The sequence below is a fragment of the Leifsonia aquatica H1aii genome, from assembly GCF_000633535.1.
Classification (GTDB): Bacteria; Actinomycetota; Actinomycetes; order Actinomycetales; family Microbacteriaceae; genus Leifsonia; species Leifsonia aquatica_A.
Map to the genome: position 1 here is coordinate 298,410 of NZ_AYMR01000018.1, position 14,225 is coordinate 312,634.

11 protein-coding genes are annotated in these 14,225 nt (G+C 71.5%); 10 read left to right on the forward strand and 1 reads right to left on the reverse strand.

Annotated elements, in window-relative coordinates; all coding sequences use genetic code 11:
• Positions 1-13 precede the first annotated feature (13 nt).
• Positions 14-709 (forward strand): 4'-phosphopantetheinyl transferase family protein, encoded by a 696-nt coding sequence (locus U870_RS23295; protein ID WP_025158636.1) that lies wholly within the window; start codon positions 14-16, stop codon positions 707-709.
• Positions 710-719: 10 nt separating this feature from the next.
• Entirely contained in the window at positions 720-4,355 is a 3,636-nt protein-coding gene (gene mfd / locus U870_RS0117325; protein ID WP_025158637.1) for a transcription-repair coupling factor, read from the forward strand.
• A gap of 146 nt (positions 4,356-4,501) precedes the next feature.
• Here mfd and U870_RS0117330 read toward each other — a convergent pair whose 3' ends face one another.
• Positions 4,502-5,644 carry a Na+/H+ antiporter NhaA gene (locus tag U870_RS0117330; protein WP_025158638.1) on the reverse strand — a complete coding sequence of 381 codons (1,143 nt, stop codon included), beginning with the start codon at positions 5,642-5,644 and terminating at the stop codon, positions 4,502-4,504.
• A 183-nt stretch (positions 5,645-5,827) separates the two neighbouring features.
• Here U870_RS0117330 and U870_RS0117335 point away from each other — a divergent pair, with 183 nt between their 5' ends.
• The 8 genes from U870_RS0117335 to eno all read left to right on the forward strand — a co-directional run bounded on the left by U870_RS0117335 (position 5,828) and on the right by eno (position 14,188).
• Positions 5,828-6,490: a MazG family protein gene (locus tag U870_RS0117335; protein ID WP_025158639.1), complete on the forward strand. Its 663-nt coding sequence runs from the start codon at positions 5,828-5,830 to the stop codon at positions 6,488-6,490.
• 99 nt (positions 6,491-6,589) lie between these two features.
• The gene (locus tag U870_RS0117340) at positions 6,590-7,645 is read left to right on the forward strand and encodes an iron-siderophore ABC transporter substrate-binding protein (protein ID WP_025158640.1); all 1,056 of its coding nucleotides are present in this window, start codon (positions 6,590-6,592) and stop codon (positions 7,643-7,645) included.
• Between the two features lie 6 nt (positions 7,646-7,651).
• Positions 7,652-8,713: a FecCD family ABC transporter permease gene (locus U870_RS0117345; protein ID WP_025158641.1), complete on the forward strand. Its 1,062-nt coding sequence runs from the start codon at positions 7,652-7,654 to the stop codon at positions 8,711-8,713.
• On the forward strand, positions 8,710-9,732 hold the full coding sequence (locus tag U870_RS0117350; RefSeq protein ID WP_029947781.1) for a FecCD family ABC transporter permease: 1,023 nt from the start codon (positions 8,710-8,712) through the stop codon (positions 9,730-9,732). Before U870_RS0117345 ends, U870_RS0117350 begins: the two co-directional genes overlap by 4 nt.
• Before the next feature lies 1 nt (position 9,733).
• On the forward strand, positions 9,734-10,534 hold the full coding sequence (locus U870_RS0117355; RefSeq protein ID WP_025158643.1) for an ABC transporter ATP-binding protein: 801 nt from the start codon (positions 9,734-9,736) through the stop codon (positions 10,532-10,534).
• A gap of 326 nt (positions 10,535-10,860) precedes the next feature.
• Entirely contained in the window at positions 10,861-12,153 is a 1,293-nt protein-coding gene (gene hisS, locus U870_RS0117360; protein WP_025158644.1) for a histidine--tRNA ligase, read from the forward strand.
• The gene (locus tag U870_RS0117365) at positions 12,150-12,761 is read left to right on the forward strand and encodes a DUF1349 domain-containing protein (protein ID WP_025158645.1); all 612 of its coding nucleotides are present in this window, start codon (positions 12,150-12,152) and stop codon (positions 12,759-12,761) included. The genes hisS and U870_RS0117365 overlap by 4 nt, the downstream gene beginning before the upstream one ends.
• Before the next feature lie 146 nt (positions 12,762-12,907).
• The gene (gene eno / locus U870_RS0117370) at positions 12,908-14,188 is read left to right on the forward strand and encodes a phosphopyruvate hydratase (protein WP_025158646.1); all 1,281 of its coding nucleotides are present in this window, start codon (positions 12,908-12,910) and stop codon (positions 14,186-14,188) included.
• The last annotated feature ends 37 nt before the right edge of the window (positions 14,189-14,225 follow it).

Consider the following 14,225-nt stretch of genomic DNA (forward strand, 5'->3'; position numbering starts at 1 on the left):
GTACAGTGATCCCGTGACCATCAGCGGCTCGACGCTCGTGCTCGTCGCGGACACGGCGCAGGTGCTCGCGACGCTGCCCGCCCGGCGGCTCGGAGACAGCGCGGAGGAGCGGCGCGATCGCCTCGTCGAGGCCGCGGACCGCGACGATTTCACCGCCGCCCGGCTCCTGGCGTCGCTGGCGCATCGAGCGCTGACCGGCGACGCCTTCGAAGCGGAGGAGATCGTGCAGCGCTGCGACACGTGCGGCGGCCCGCACGGACGGCCGCTGCCGACCGCCGCCGGCCTCCGGCTCTCCTGGTCGCATGCCCACGGCCGGGTGGCCGCCGCGGCCGGCCGCCGGCGGCTCGGCGTCGACCTCGAGACCCGCTCGGCGGTGACCGAGGACCTGCTCGCGGTCGCCCTCTCGCCGGCCGAGCGACGCGCCGTGACGGCCGCTGCCGACCGCGACACGGCGTTCCTGCTCGCGTGGACGGCCAAGGAGGCGGCCGTCAAGGCGGGCGCGGCCGACCTCGATGGCTTCTCCCGGCTGACCGTCCTCGCCGACGACGGGACGCTGCTCCCGCGTCGAGGCGCGCTCGGCCTCGAAGCGCGCGTGGGTGACGGCCTCGTCGCGGCGCTGGCGTCGGAGGAGCCCGGCGTCTGGCGCGGGATCGACGGCTGCGGTCGCCTGGTCCCGGCGGACGTCGGCACTGTCGGGGGCGCCGCGTAGACTCTGCCGAGTGATACTCCAGGGCTTGATCACGGCGCTTCAGCGCGCCTCCACGTTCGCTGACGCTCTCCGCTATGCCGGTCGCAACGCCGATTTCTCGCTCACGGATGGACTGCGCGCCCCCCTGCTGGCCGGGCTGGTGCGCCGTCGCGCGGAGCAGGGCGCGTCGCAGGCGGTCCTGGTGATCACGGCCACCGGCCGCGAGTCGGAGGCCGTGCGCGCCGCATTGCCCTGTGTGCTGCCCGAAGCCGAGATCGTCGAGTTCCCCGCGTGGGAGACCCTGCCGCACGAGCGCCTCAGCCCGAGCGCCGAGATCGTCGGCAAGCGGCTCACCGCGCTGCGCCGTCTCGTCGACTGGGGCACCGGCGACCGCACGACGCCGTTCGTGCTCGTCGCCTCCGTGCGCGCCGCGCTGCAGCCCCTGGCCGACAATCTCACCGACTACCCGACGGTGCAGCTGACCGCGGGCGGCCGCGGGTTCGACCTCTCCGGGCTCACCGCTCAACTGGTCGACCTGGCGTACGCCCGCGTCGACATGGTCACCCGTCGTGGCGAGTTCGCCGTGCGCGGCGGCATCCTCGACGTGTTCCCGCCGACCGCCGACCACCCCTACCGGGTCGACTTCTTCGGCGACGAGGTCGAGCAGATCCGTGCCTTCTCGGTGGCCGACCAGCGTTCGCTGCCCGAGCCCATCCCCTCGGTCGTGCTGCCGCCGAGCCGCGAGCTCCTGCTCAGCGAGTCGGTGCGGCAGCGCGCACGCGAGATGGAGCACGAGTTCCCCAGCCTGTCGGGGATGCTCGCCAAGATCGGCGAGGGCATCCCGGTCGAGGGGATGGAGTCGCTGGCGCCTGCGCTCGTCGACCGGCTGGTCCCGCTCACCCACTATCTGCCCGACGGCGCCGCCGTCGCCGTGCTCTCACCGGAGCGGGTCGCCTCCCGCGCCGTCAGTCTCGCCGAGACGAACCGTGAGTTCCTGTCGGCCGCCTGGAGCGCCGCGACCGTGGGCGCCGCCGCCCCGATCGATCTCGCGGCCGGCGACTTCCTCACCCTGCAGAAGCTGCGCGACTCCGTGACGTTCAGCCGCCCGGGCGCTCCAGCCCCGGACCACCCGTGGTGGACGATGAGCGGGTTCCAGGCCGACGCCGCCTCCAGTGAGCCGGAGATCCTCCCGGAGCACCGCGAGATCGAGGAGCACCTGCAGGTCCGCATCGCGGCGGAGGCCGTTCCGAGCTTCCAGGGCAACGTCTCCGGCGCGGTCGGCCACGTCGCCGCACGGCTGCGCGACGGCTGGCGCGTCGCGGTCGTCGCCCAGGGCAACGGACTCGTCGAACGCGCCGCGCAGGTGCTGGGCGAGGCCGAGCTCCCGGGCCGCCCCGTCGACGAGTTCCCGGCGGACCCGGAGCCCGGCGTCGCGTACCTGCTGAAGGCCAGCGTCGAGCACGGTTTCGAGGTGCCCGAGATCAAGCTCGCCGTCGTCGGTGAGAGCGAGTTCTACGGCCGGACGATCGGGTACGACTCGCGGCAGGTGAAGAAGCTGGCCGCGCGCCGCAAGAACGTCGTCGACCCGATGCAGCTCAAGCCCGGCGACTACGTCGTGCACGAGACCCACGGCATCGGCAAGTTCGTCGAGCTCACCCAGCGCGAGGTCTCCAGCGGAGGCCGCAACGCGGTCAAGTCCAAGCGCGAGTACCTCGCGCTGGAGTACGCGCCGTCCAAGCGCGGCTACCCGGGCGACAAGCTCTTCGTGCCCACCGACCAGCTCGACCTGCTCAGCCGCTACGTCGGCGGCGAGGCGCCGCAGCTGAGCAAGATGGGCGGCAGCGACTGGTCCGCGGCGAAGGGCCGGGCCCGCAAGGCCGTGCGCGACATCGCGGTCGAGCTCGTCAAGCTCTACTCGGCGCGCATGGCGAGCAAGGGATACGCCTTCGGGCCGGACACCCCGTGGCAGCACGAGCTGGAGGAGGCGTTCCCGTTCGCCGAGACCCTCGACCAACTGCAGACCATCGACGAGGTGAAGGCCGACATGGAGCGGCCCATCCCGATGGACCGGCTCATCTCGGGCGACGTCGGCTTCGGCAAGACCGAGATCGCCGTGCGGGCGGCGTTCAAGGCCATTCAGGACGGCAAGCAGGTGGCCATGCTCGTGCCCACCACGCTCCTGGTCAAGCAGCACGCCGAGACGTTCCTCGAGCGCTTCGCCGGCTTCCCGGTGCATCTGCGCCAGCTCAGCCGGTTCCAGACCGACAAGGAGGCGCGGGAGACGCTGGCCGGCATGGCGGACGGCACCGTCGACATGGTCATCGGCACCCACCGGATCCTCGCCGAGGGCGTCACATTCAAAGACCTGGGCCTGGTCATCATCGACGAGGAGCAGCGCTTCGGCGTCGAGCACAAGGATCAGCTGAAGAAGCTCAAGACGAACGTCGACATCCTCGCCATGAGCGCCACCCCCATCCCGCGCACGCTGGAGATGGCGGTCACCGGCATCCGGGAGATGTCGACGCTGGCCACCCCGCCGGAGGACCGACACCCGATCCTGACCTTCGTCGGACCGTACTCGGACAAGCAGGTCGCCGCCGCAATCCGCCGTGAGCTGTTGCGCGAGGGGCAGATCTTCTTCGTGCACAACCGCGTCGGCTCGATCTCGGCGACGGCCGCCAAGCTGGCCGAGCTGGTGCCGGAGGCGCGCATCGGCGTGGCCCACGGCAAGATGAACGAGCATGCCCTGGAGCAGGTGGTCGTCGACTTCTGGGAGCGGCGCTTCGATGTGCTCGTCTCGACGACCATCATCGAGACCGGCCTCGACATCTCGAACGCCAACACCATCATCATCGACCGCGCCGACAAGTACGGCCTGAGTCAGCTGCACCAGCTCCGCGGCCGCGTGGGGCGTGGTCGCGAGCGCGCCTACGCCTACTTCCTCTGGGACGAGAACAAGCCGCTCAGCGAGACCGCGCACGATCGGCTCTCGACGATCGCGGCGAACAACGACCTCGGCAGCGGCATGCAGGTCGCGCTCAAGGACCTCGAGATCCGCGGTGCGGGCAACCTCCTGGGCGGCGAGCAGTCCGGTCACATCGCGGGCGTCGGCTTCGACCTCTACCTGCGGATGATCGGCGAGGCCGTGTCGACGTTCCGCGGCGAAGTCGCCGAAGGGCAGACCGAGCTGCGGCTCGAGCTGCCCGTGGATGCGCACATCCCCGAGGAGTACGTCGACAGCGAGCGGCTGCGGCTGGAGGCCTACCAGAAGCTGTCGTCCGCGAGCGCGCCGACCTCGAAGGACGGTCAGATCGACCTGGTCGTCGAGGAGCTGTCGGACCGCTACGGCGAGCCTCCCGTGCAGGTGCTGAACCTCGTCGCGGTGTCGCGCCTGCGCCGGGCGGCGCAGAAGGCGGGGCTCGGCGAGGTCGTGGCGATGGGGTCCAACCTGCGACTCGCCCCGGCGATCCTGCCCGACTCCCTCCAGGTGCGGCTGCAGCGCATGTACCCGGGCTCGAAGTACCACGCGGCGCCCAAGGTCGCGATGGTCCCGCTCCCGCGGGTCAACGGCGAGTCGGTCGACGACGCGGACCTCATCGAGTGGGTCGCCACCCTCCTCGGCGCCCTCTTCCCGGTCCCGGAGCCCGCCCCCGAGCCCGCCGCCTGACCCGCACCCCGGCTCCCACCCCGGCCTCCCCTCCCGGCAATTCCGGAGATCTTCTGCCCTCGCCCCGGAATCGCCGGAGTTCCGGCGACCTGAGCGGTGTGTCGGATCGAATCTCCGGAGTTCCGGAGCCGGCGGCGAGAGCGGTATCAGTGCGCGTGGAGGCGACGGTAGCGACGGGCGAGCAGGGAGACCAGCACGCCGGAGACCACGATCGCCACGGCGGAGCCGAGCAGCACGGCGAGAGTCCCTTCGGCGCGCACGGTCGCATCGCCGGCGAACGCCAGCTCGTTCATCAGCAGTGAGACGGTGAACCCGATCCCGCCGAGCGCTCCGACCGCCACGAGCCCGAACAGGGAGATGCGTGCGCGCTCCTCCTTGCTGCGCGTGAACGAGCCCAGCCAGCCGCCGAGGGTGATGCCGATCAGCTTGCCGACGGGCAGGGCCACGAGGATGCCCCAGAACGCCGGCGAGAGCTCCGACGGCGCGACCGCGGGGATGACGACGAGCGCCGCCGAGAAGGCGAAGAGCGGCAGGATCAGGCCGTTGGACCAGGGCTCGAGCGCATGGGTGACCCGGCCGGCGGGCCGCCGGGCCATCACCAGGCCGAGGGCGACGCCGGCGATGGTGGCGTGCACGCCGGAGTCGTAGACCAGCCACCAGGTGAGCGCCGCGACCAGCACCATCAGCACACCGATCGGCACCCGCATCCGGCCGCGCAGCATCCGGCTGAGCAGGCCGAACAGCGCCACCGTCACGGCGGCGAGCACGAGCTCCAGGAGATTGGGGTCGGTGGTGAAGAACACCGCGATGATCAGGATGGCGACGAGGTCGTCCAGCACCGCCAGCGCCAGCAGGAAGACGCGCAGCCGGTTGGGCAGTCCGCGGCCGAACACCGCGAGCACCCCGAGGGCGAAGGCGATGTCGGTCGCGGTGGGGATGGGCCAGCCCGCCTCCAACCCGCTCCCGGCGCTGAACGCGAGGTAGATCAGCGCGGGCACGAGCACGCCGGCGAGGGCGGCGATGGCCGGGTGGATCGCTTTCGCGAACGAGTTGAGCTCGCCGGCGACGAGCTCGTGCTTGAGCTCCACCGCCACGATGAAGAAGAACACGGCGAGGAGCCCGTCGCTGATCCAGTGGCCCACGCTCAGGTCCACCGGGCCGAAGCCCAGGTGCGCGTGCTGCAGCTCGACCAGCGCGGGACCCACGGCGGTGTTCGCCAGCAGGAGGCCCAGCGCCGCGGCACCCAGCAGGAGCCCGGCGGCGGTGCGCTCGGATCGGATGATGCTCATGGGAAGCCTTCCGTCGGAGGAAGCCCGTCGCGGGGCGCGCGGGCACGACGCCGACCAGACTTCCCGGCACACCGATCACCCATTCTACCGGGGCCGCTGCCATCCGGGGCCGCGGTGCGTTCCGGAGGCGACGTGCGCAGCGGCGGTGAGAGGATGGGGGAGTTCTGACGAGGAGGAGCAGCGATGACGGACACGGTCCCCAGCAAACTCGACGAGCTCGTCGCGGTGACGGCTCGACTGCGCGCTCCCGGCGGGTGCCCGTGGGACGCCGACCAGACGCACGCGTCGCTGGTGCAGTACCTGATCGAGGAGACCTACGAGCTCGTCGAGGCCATCGAGAACGGCACCCGCGACGACCTGCTCGAGGAGCTCGGCGACGTGCTCTACCAGGTGCTCTTCCACGCGGACATCGCCGCGCACACCCCGGGGGAGGACTTCGACATCCAGGATGTCGCCGCGCAGATGACGGCGAAGATGATCGGCCGGCATCCGCATGTCTTCGGCGGCGATCGCACCGCCGAGACGGCCGACGACGTGGTCGGGTTCTGGGACGACCTCAAGAAGGCGGAGAAGCCGGGCCGCACGAGCGTGCTCGACGGCATCCCGCAGGCGATGCCGTCGCTGGCGCTGGCCGACAAACTGCTGGGCCGCGCACAGAAGGTCGGCCTGCTCGATCTGAGCGAGGGAGGGGGAGTCGCCGTCGAGAACGAGGACGAGCTGGGATCGCTGCTGCTGGCGATCGTCGCCTCGGCGAAGTCGCAGGGGCTCGACGCGGAACGGGCGCTGCGGTCGACGTTGCGCGATCTGCAGGGCGAGATCCGCGAGCAGGAGGCGCGCGAGTCCTGAGCGTTCGGGATTCGGTTGGTCAGGGCTCAGGCACTTAGGTTAGGCTTCCCTAATGTGTCGATCGACACGCCTTCCATCCCTCCCGAACCCAGGAGAGCCATGCTCGAAACCGCTCGCCGCGGCCGTCGCCGGTCGCGTCTCGTCCTGATCGCCTCCGCCGTCGTGGCCTCCGCCGCGCTCGTGCTGACCGGCTGCAGCGCCGGCAGCTCCGGCAGCGAGAGCACCTCCGGAAGTGACGCGGGCGCCTTCCCGGTCACGATCGACAGCGCGCTGGGCAAGACCACCATCGACGCCAAGCCCGAGCGTGTCGCGACCTGGGGCTGGGGTGCGCAGGACGTGGTGCTGGCGCTCGGCATCGTGCCGGTGGCCATGCCCGCGTTCAGCTACGGCGGCGACAAGGCCGGCGTGCTGCCGTGGGACGCTGACGCGATCACGGCGCTCAAGGGCACGACCCCGCAGATCATCCCCTCCGACACCGGCGAGGTGCCGTTCGAGGCGTTCGTGAAGGCGAAGCCCGATGTGATCCTCGCACCCTACTCGGGACTCACCCAGGCCGAGTTCGACAAGCTCAGCAAGATCGCGCCCGTCGTCGCCTACCCGGACAAGCCGTGGGCGACCAGCTGGCAGGACCAGACCGCGATCGTCGGCAAGGCCCTCGGCCTCTCCTCCCAGGCGGACGCGCTGGTCACCAAGACCAAGGACGACGTCTCCGGCCTGGCCGCGAAGTACCCGGTGCTCAAGGACAAGACATTCTTCTACGCCGCCGCCAACCAGCCCGGCCTCCTCAACGTCTACCGCGCCGAGGACCCGCGCGTGCAGCTCCTGAACGAGCTCGGGCTGAAGAACTCGAAGAGCATCGCCGACCTCGACACCACGAAGGACGACGGGAGCTTCTTCTTCCAGCTCAGCTACGAGAACCTCTCCAAGATCGACACCGACCTGCTGGTGATGTACTTCGACAAGCAGTCCTCGGTCGACGCCTTCACCGCCGACCCGCTCGTGGCCGCGATGCCCACGATCGCGGAGGGCCGCTTCGCCCCGATCGTCGGCGAGTCGTTCGTCGCCGCCACCAGTGCCCCCAGCGTGCTCTCCATCCCGTGGATGCTCGACAAGTACGTGCCGCAGCTGGCGGCCGCCGCCGAGAAGGTCAAGTAACCGTCGATGCCCGCGAGCGTCATCGCTCCCCGCGCCGGCCGTGCCGAGGACGTCTCCTCGCACGGCCGGCGCCGTCGGCGTCTGCTCGTGGGCTTCGCCCTGGCGGTGCTCGCGCTCGTGGCCGTCGGGGTGCTCAGCCTCATGGTCGGGGCGCGCACCATCGCACCGGCGGACGTGCTGGACGCCCTCGTCCACTACCGGGCCGGTGACCCGGAGCACCTCGTCGTCATCGGGAGCCGCCTGCCGCGCACCCTGCTCGGCCTGTCCGCCGGCCTCGCCCTCGGGCTCGCCGGAACCGTGATGCAGGGCCTCTCACGCAACCCGCTCGCCGACCCGGGGATCCTCGGCGTCAACTTCGGCGCCTCGCTCGCGGTCGTGGTGGCCATCGCGTACCTCGGCGTCACCAGCGCGTCCGGATACGTCTGGTTCGCGTTCGCCGGTGCTGCCGTCGCCTCCGCGCTCGTCTACGCGGTCTCGTCCGCCGGACGGGAGGGTGCGACCCCGATCAAGCTCGCGATCGCGGGGGCGGCGGTGTCGGCGGCCCTGGGGTCGCTGATCACGGCCGTGCTGCTGACGAGTCGGGTGTCGCTCGACGCCATGCGGTTCTGGCAGGTCGGCGCCCTCGCCGGACGCAGCTTCGACGTCTTCTGGCAGGTGCTGCCCACCCTCCTGATCGGCGCCGTCATCGCGCTGGGGCTGGGGCGCGTGCTCAACGGCCTCGCCCTCGGCGACGATGTGGCGCGCGGGCTCGGCCAGCGCGTGGGCGTCGCCCGCGGGGTCAGCGCGGTCGCGATCGTGCTGCTCTGCGGCTCGGCCACCGCCGCCGTCGGGCCGATCGCGTTCGTCGGACTCGTCGTTCCGCACATCGCCCGCTGGGCGGTCGGCGGCGACTACCGCTGGATCCTCGCCTTCTCCGCCGTCGTCGCGCCCACCCTCCTGCTGGCCTGCGACGTGATCGGGCGGGTCGTCGCGATGCCGGGCGAGCTGCAGGTCGGCGTGGTCATGGCCTTCGTCGGCGCCCCCCTCTTCATCGCGCTCGTGCGCCGCCGCAAGCTGGTCAGCCTGTGAGCGCGGTCGCGACCGATCGGCGCCGTCGCGCCGGTCGGGCCGCCCGGGTGGCCGTCGTCCTCGCCGCCCTGCTCGTCGTGGTCGGCGCTGTGTCGCTCACCCTCGGGGATGCCGCGGTGGCACCGCCGGACGTGCTCGCGGCGCTCGTCGGCCGGGCCGATCGGCTCACGTCGTTCGTCATCCTGGAGCTGCGGCTCCCTCGACTGCTCGCGGGCGCCCTCGTCGGCGCGTGCCTGGGCGTCTCGGGCGGTCTCATCCAGTCCGTCGCGCGCAACCCGCTCGCCAGCCCCGACATCATCGGCATCACCGCCAGCGCGAGCGCGGTCGGCTCGGTCGCCCTGGTCTGGTTCGGCCTCAGCGGGCTCGCGCTCTCGGGCGTCGTGCTCGCCGGGACCCTGCTCGCTGCCGTGCTGATCTACGCGCTGGCCTGGCGGCGCGGCGTGAGCGGCTACCGGTTCGTGCTGGTCGGGATCGGGTTCGCGGCCATCGCCTCCGGCGTGGTCTCGTACGTGCTCACCAAGGCCGACCTCTCGGATGTGCAGAGCGCTCTCGTCTGGATCACGGGGAGCCTGAACACGATCGACGACCTCGACCTGACGGTGCTCGCGGTGGGCGCGGTCGTCCTCATCCCCTGCGCACTGCTGCTCGCGAGGCCGCTCGCCGCCCTCGGGCTCGGCGACGACACGGCCGCGGGCATCGGGGTGCGTGCCGAACGCACGCGTCTGCTCGTCGTCGGAGTGGCCGTCGCGCTCGCGGCCGTGGCGGTGTCCGTCGCCGGGCCGATCGGATTCGTCGCGTTCCTCGCCGCGCCGATCGCCCGCCGACTGGTGGGTCGCGGCTCCCTCGCGCTGGTCTCGTCCGCGCTGGTCGGAGCGCTGGTGCTCGTGCTCTCGGACATCGTCGCCCAGTTCGCCGTGCCCGGGGTCGTGTTCCCGGTCGGCGTCGTGACCGGCATCGTGGGCGCGCCCTATCTGCTCTGGCTCCTCACCAGGACCAATCGAATCGGCCGGGGAGGCTGACATGACCCGTGACCACGAACTCGCCGCCCGCGACCTGACCCTCTCGTACGAGGGCCGGGTGGTCGTGGAGGGGCTGGATCTGACCGTTCCGCCCGGGCGGGTGACGGCGATCGTCGGGCCGAATGCCTGCGGCAAGTCGACCCTGCTGCGCGGCCTCTCCCGCCTGCTCGCGCCGGCCTCCGGCTCGGTGCTGCTCGACGGCGCCGACATCCACTCCCTGCCGACCAAGCAGGTCGCCACCCGGCTCGGGCTGCTCCCGCAGACGCCGATCGCCCCGGACGGCATCACCGTCGCCGACCTCGTCTCCCGCGGCCGGTACCCGCATCAGGGCTGGTTCCGCCGCTGGACGGCGGAGGACGACGCGGCCGTCGCCGAGGCCATGACCGCCACCGGGATCGTCGAGCTCGCGGAGCGCAGTGTGGACGAGCTCTCCGGCGGCCAGCGCCAGCGCGTCTGGATCGCGATGGCGCTCGCGCAGCAGACCGACATCCTGCTGCTGGACGAGCCGACGACGTTCCTCGACATCAGCCACCAGATCGACGTGCTCGACCTGCTGCTCGACCTCAACGCCGCTCGCGGCGCCACCGTCGTCATGGTGCTGCACGACCTGAACCTCGCAGCCCGCTATGCGGACCATCTCGTCGCGATGCGCGCGGGCTCGATCGTGGCGGCGGGGGACCCGTCGGAGGTGGTGACGGCCGAGCTCGTCCAGGACGTGTTCGGCGTGGAGTCCGTCATCGCCAGCGATCCGGTGACGGCGACGCCCCTGGTCGTCCCGCTGGGTCGGCACCACCGGGTCTGAGCGCACGGGCCGGGCGGCCGGGGGCGACGCCGGCAGCGCGTCCCGCCTGCCGGGTGCCACTCGGGTGAGGGCGCCTGTCGGCTCCACTCCTGGCCTGGGTCTCGACCGGCGAGCGGGGACGCGTTGCCAGCCTCGTCGTGTCTGGCAGCGAGCATCGCGACCGTGGTCGGGCGGATGCGGCTCATGCCAGGTCCTCCGGGACACCACCGAACCGGCGCCCGAGGGGTGCGGCATCAGGGTGGCAACGCCGCGAGTCTACGTCCGGGATCCGGCGCCGGCCATCCCCCGGGGAGGTCTCCCTCCGGCCGTCGTGGAAGAATCGGAGCATGGCCTCACCGATCACACCGCCCCGTGGCATGCGCGACTTCCTCCCCGCCGAGAAGGCGCGCCGTGAGCATGCGCTTGGCGTGATCCGGCGCAGCTTCGCCGCCCACGGGTTCGACGAGATCGAGACGCCGGTCGTCGAGGATTCCGCGCGCCTGCACTCGGGTCTCGGCGGGGACAACGAGAAGCTCGCGTTCAGCGTGCTCAAGCGGGGGCTCGACGCGGACGATCTGCGCGCCGCGCTCGAGTCGGGCGACACGCTCGCCCTCTGCGATCTCGGTCTGCGCTTCGATCTGACCGTGCCGCTGGCGCGGTTCTACGCCACGCACCGCGGCGAGCTGCCGCCGGTGTTCCGCTCCATCCAGATCGCGCCGGTCTGGCGTGCCGAGCGCCCGCAGAAGGGCCGCTACCGCCAGTTCGTGCAGTGCGACATCGACATCATCGGCGAGAGCTCGCAGCTTGCCGAGGTGGAGCTGATCACGGCGACCGCGGCCACGCTCGACCGTCTGGGTCTGCGCGACTGCACCATCCGCATCAACGACCGTCGCATCCTGAACGGCCTCCTCGAATACTGCGGCTTCGAGGAGTCGCGCTGGCCGCAGGTGCTCATCTCCGTCGACAAGCTGGACAAGATCGGCGCAGAGGGAGTCGTGGCGGAGCTGAGCGAGGGAGGCGCCGACGCCGCAGCCGTGCTCGGCGGCATCCTCGCCGGACTCGAACCGCACCTGGCCGACGGCGGGGTGGAGCTCACCGTCGAGGCGATCTCGGACATCCTCCCGAAGGGTGTCGACGCGGACGCCGTCGCCGCCCTGGAGTCGCTGGCCCACGCACTCGACACGCTTCCGGACGGTGTGCGGCTGCGCTTCGACCCCACGCTCGTGCGCGGGATGGGCTACTACACCGGCACCATCTTCGAGATCGCCCACCCCGGGTCCGGCAGCTCCGTCGGCGGCGGTGGACGCTACGACGGCATGATCGGACGATTCCTCGGCACCGACGTGCCGGCCTGCGGGTTCTCCATCGGATTCGAGCGCGTCGTCGACCTGATCGAGGTGCCGGACGACCAGGGGGCCGACTCGATCGTGCTCGTCTTCGATGCCGCCGTCCCGCTCGATCGTCTGATCGCCGTCAAGTCCGCGCTGGTGGCCGAGGGACGCCGGGTGCGGCTCGATCGACGCGCCAAGAACCTGAAGGGCGTGCTCGATCGCGCCGCCGCCGCCGGGTTCCGGTCGTTCGCGTTCGTGAACGCCGACACGGTGGACGCGTCCGCGCTCGAGATCAAGCCGCTGGGATGACCGGCTGGGAGGCGTACAGCCCTCTCGCCGTCCGCCGCGTCGACTGGAGCGAGGGGAGCTGGACGACGCCGCCGGCCGCCGTGGAGCGAGACGGCGACGACCTCGTGGTCACCGCGGTGGAGGCGAGCGACGCCTGGCGCACCACCGCCTACGGCTTCGTCCACGACACCGAGCACGCCCTCCTCGCGCCGCTGACGCCGGGCACCGCGATGGAGGTCGCCTTCACCGGCGACTTCTCGCAGCAGTTCGATCAGGCGGGCCTCTTCGTGCGCGTCTCCGCCGCCGAGTGGACGAAGGCGGGCGTCGAGTACGCCGACGGCGCCCTCCAGCTCGGCGCGGTCGTGACCCATGGCTTCTCCGACTGGTCCGTCGCCCCGGTGCCCGACTGGTCCGGCACCCGGATCACGGTGCGGGTCAGCCGCACCGGCGACGCGCTCACGATCCGAGCGCGCACGGGGGAGGAGCCGTTCCGGCTCGTCCGGGTGGCCCACCTCGAGCCCGGTGCCACGGCGGCCGCCGGGCCGATGGTCTGCGCCCCCACCCGGGCCGGACTCGTCGTGCGCTTCGTGTCGTGGACGCTCGGCCCGGCCGATCCCTCGCTCCACTAGACCGCCCGCATCCGCCCGGCCTGATCCGCCCGCCCGCATCCCGGTCCCGCCATTCATCGCAAGCATCCAGCCGTCGGCACGGGCCGTTCACCCGGCGTCACTACACTTGACGGTGAAACCCACGAACTACCACTGAGGAGACTGTTGTGGCTCAGATCGAAGCTGTAGGCGCTCGCGAGATCCTGGATTCGCGCGGCAACCCGACCGTCGAGGTCGAGGTGCTCCTGGAGGACGGCACCGTCAGCCGTGCCGCCGTCCCGTCCGGTGCCTCCACCGGCGCCTTCGAGGCCTACGAGCTTCGCGATGGCGACAATGACCGCTACCTCGGCAAGGGCGTCGAGAAGGCCGTCGACGCGGTTCTGGACGAGATCGGCCCGGCCATCGAGGGCTTCGAGGCCAGCGACCAGCGCCTGGTCGACGAGGCCATGATCGAGCTCGACGGCACCGACAACAAGAAGCGCCTCGGCGCCAACGCCATCCTGGGCGTCAGCCTCGCGGTCGCCAAGGCCGCCGCGGACTCCGCCGACCTGCCGCTGTTCCGTTACATCGGCGGCCCGAACGCGCACGTCCTCCCCGTTCCGATGATGAACATCATCAACGGCGGCGCGCACGCCGACACCGGCGTCGACATCCAGGAGTTCATGGTCCTGCCGATCGGCGCCGAGTCGTTCTCCGAGGCCCTCCGCTGGGGCGTCGAGACCTACCACTCGCTCAAGTCGCTGCTGAAGTCCAAGGGCCTCAACACCGGCCTCGGCGACGAGGGCGGCTTCGCCCCGGAGCTCGAGCACAACCGTGCCGCGCTCGACCTGATCTCCGAGGCGATCGAGAAGGCCGGCTTCACCGTCGGCACCGACATCGCGCTCGGCCTCGACGTCGCCTCCACCGAGTTCTTCGAGAACGGGGTCTACCGCTTCGAGGGCCAGGACCGCACCGCGGAGCAGATGTCGGCCTACTACGCCGAGCTCGCCGCCGCCTACCCGCTGGTCTCCATCGAGGACCCGCTGGCCGAGGACGACTGGGAGGGCTGGGCCCACCTGAACGCCGAGATCGGCTCGAAGCTGCAGCTCGTCGGCGACGACCTGTTCGTCACCAACCCGAAGCGTCTCGCCCAGGGCATCGCCGTCAAGGCCGCCAACAGCATCCTCGTCAAGGTCAACCAGATCGGCACCCTGACCGAGACGCTCGACGCCGTCTCGCTCGCGCAGCGCTCCGGCATGACCGCGGTGCTCTCGCACCGCTCCGGCGAGACCGAGGACACCACCATCGCCGACCTGGCCGTCGCCACCGACGCCGGCCAGATCAAGACCGGTGCTCCGGCCCGCTCCGAGCGCGTCGCGAAGTACAACCAGCTGCTCCGCATCGAGGAGGAGCTGGGCGACGCCGCCGTCTACGCCGGCCGCAGCGCCTTCCCGCGCTTCACCGCGTAACCCCTGCGTGATCGGTCGCGACACGCCCTTTTCCGCG

Coding starts and splice junctions, on each gene's coding strand:
- U870_RS0117330 (WP_025158638.1), bottom strand. CDS start 5,644: ATGAGCATCATCCGATCCGAGCGCACCGCCGCCGGGCTCCTGCTGGGT.
- U870_RS0117335 (WP_025158639.1), top strand. CDS start 5,828: ATGACGGACACGGTCCCCAGCAAACTCGACGAGCTCGTCGCGGTGACG.
- U870_RS0117340 (WP_025158640.1), top strand. CDS start 6,590: ATGCTCGAAACCGCTCGCCGCGGCCGTCGCCGGTCGCGTCTCGTCCTG.
- U870_RS0117345 (WP_025158641.1), top strand. CDS start 7,652: ATGCCCGCGAGCGTCATCGCTCCCCGCGCCGGCCGTGCCGAGGACGTC.
- U870_RS0117355 (WP_025158643.1), top strand. CDS start 9,734: ATGACCCGTGACCACGAACTCGCCGCCCGCGACCTGACCCTCTCGTAC.
- hisS (WP_025158644.1), top strand. CDS start 10,861: ATGGCCTCACCGATCACACCGCCCCGTGGCATGCGCGACTTCCTCCCC.
- U870_RS0117365 (WP_025158645.1), top strand. CDS start 12,150: ATGACCGGCTGGGAGGCGTACAGCCCTCTCGCCGTCCGCCGCGTCGAC.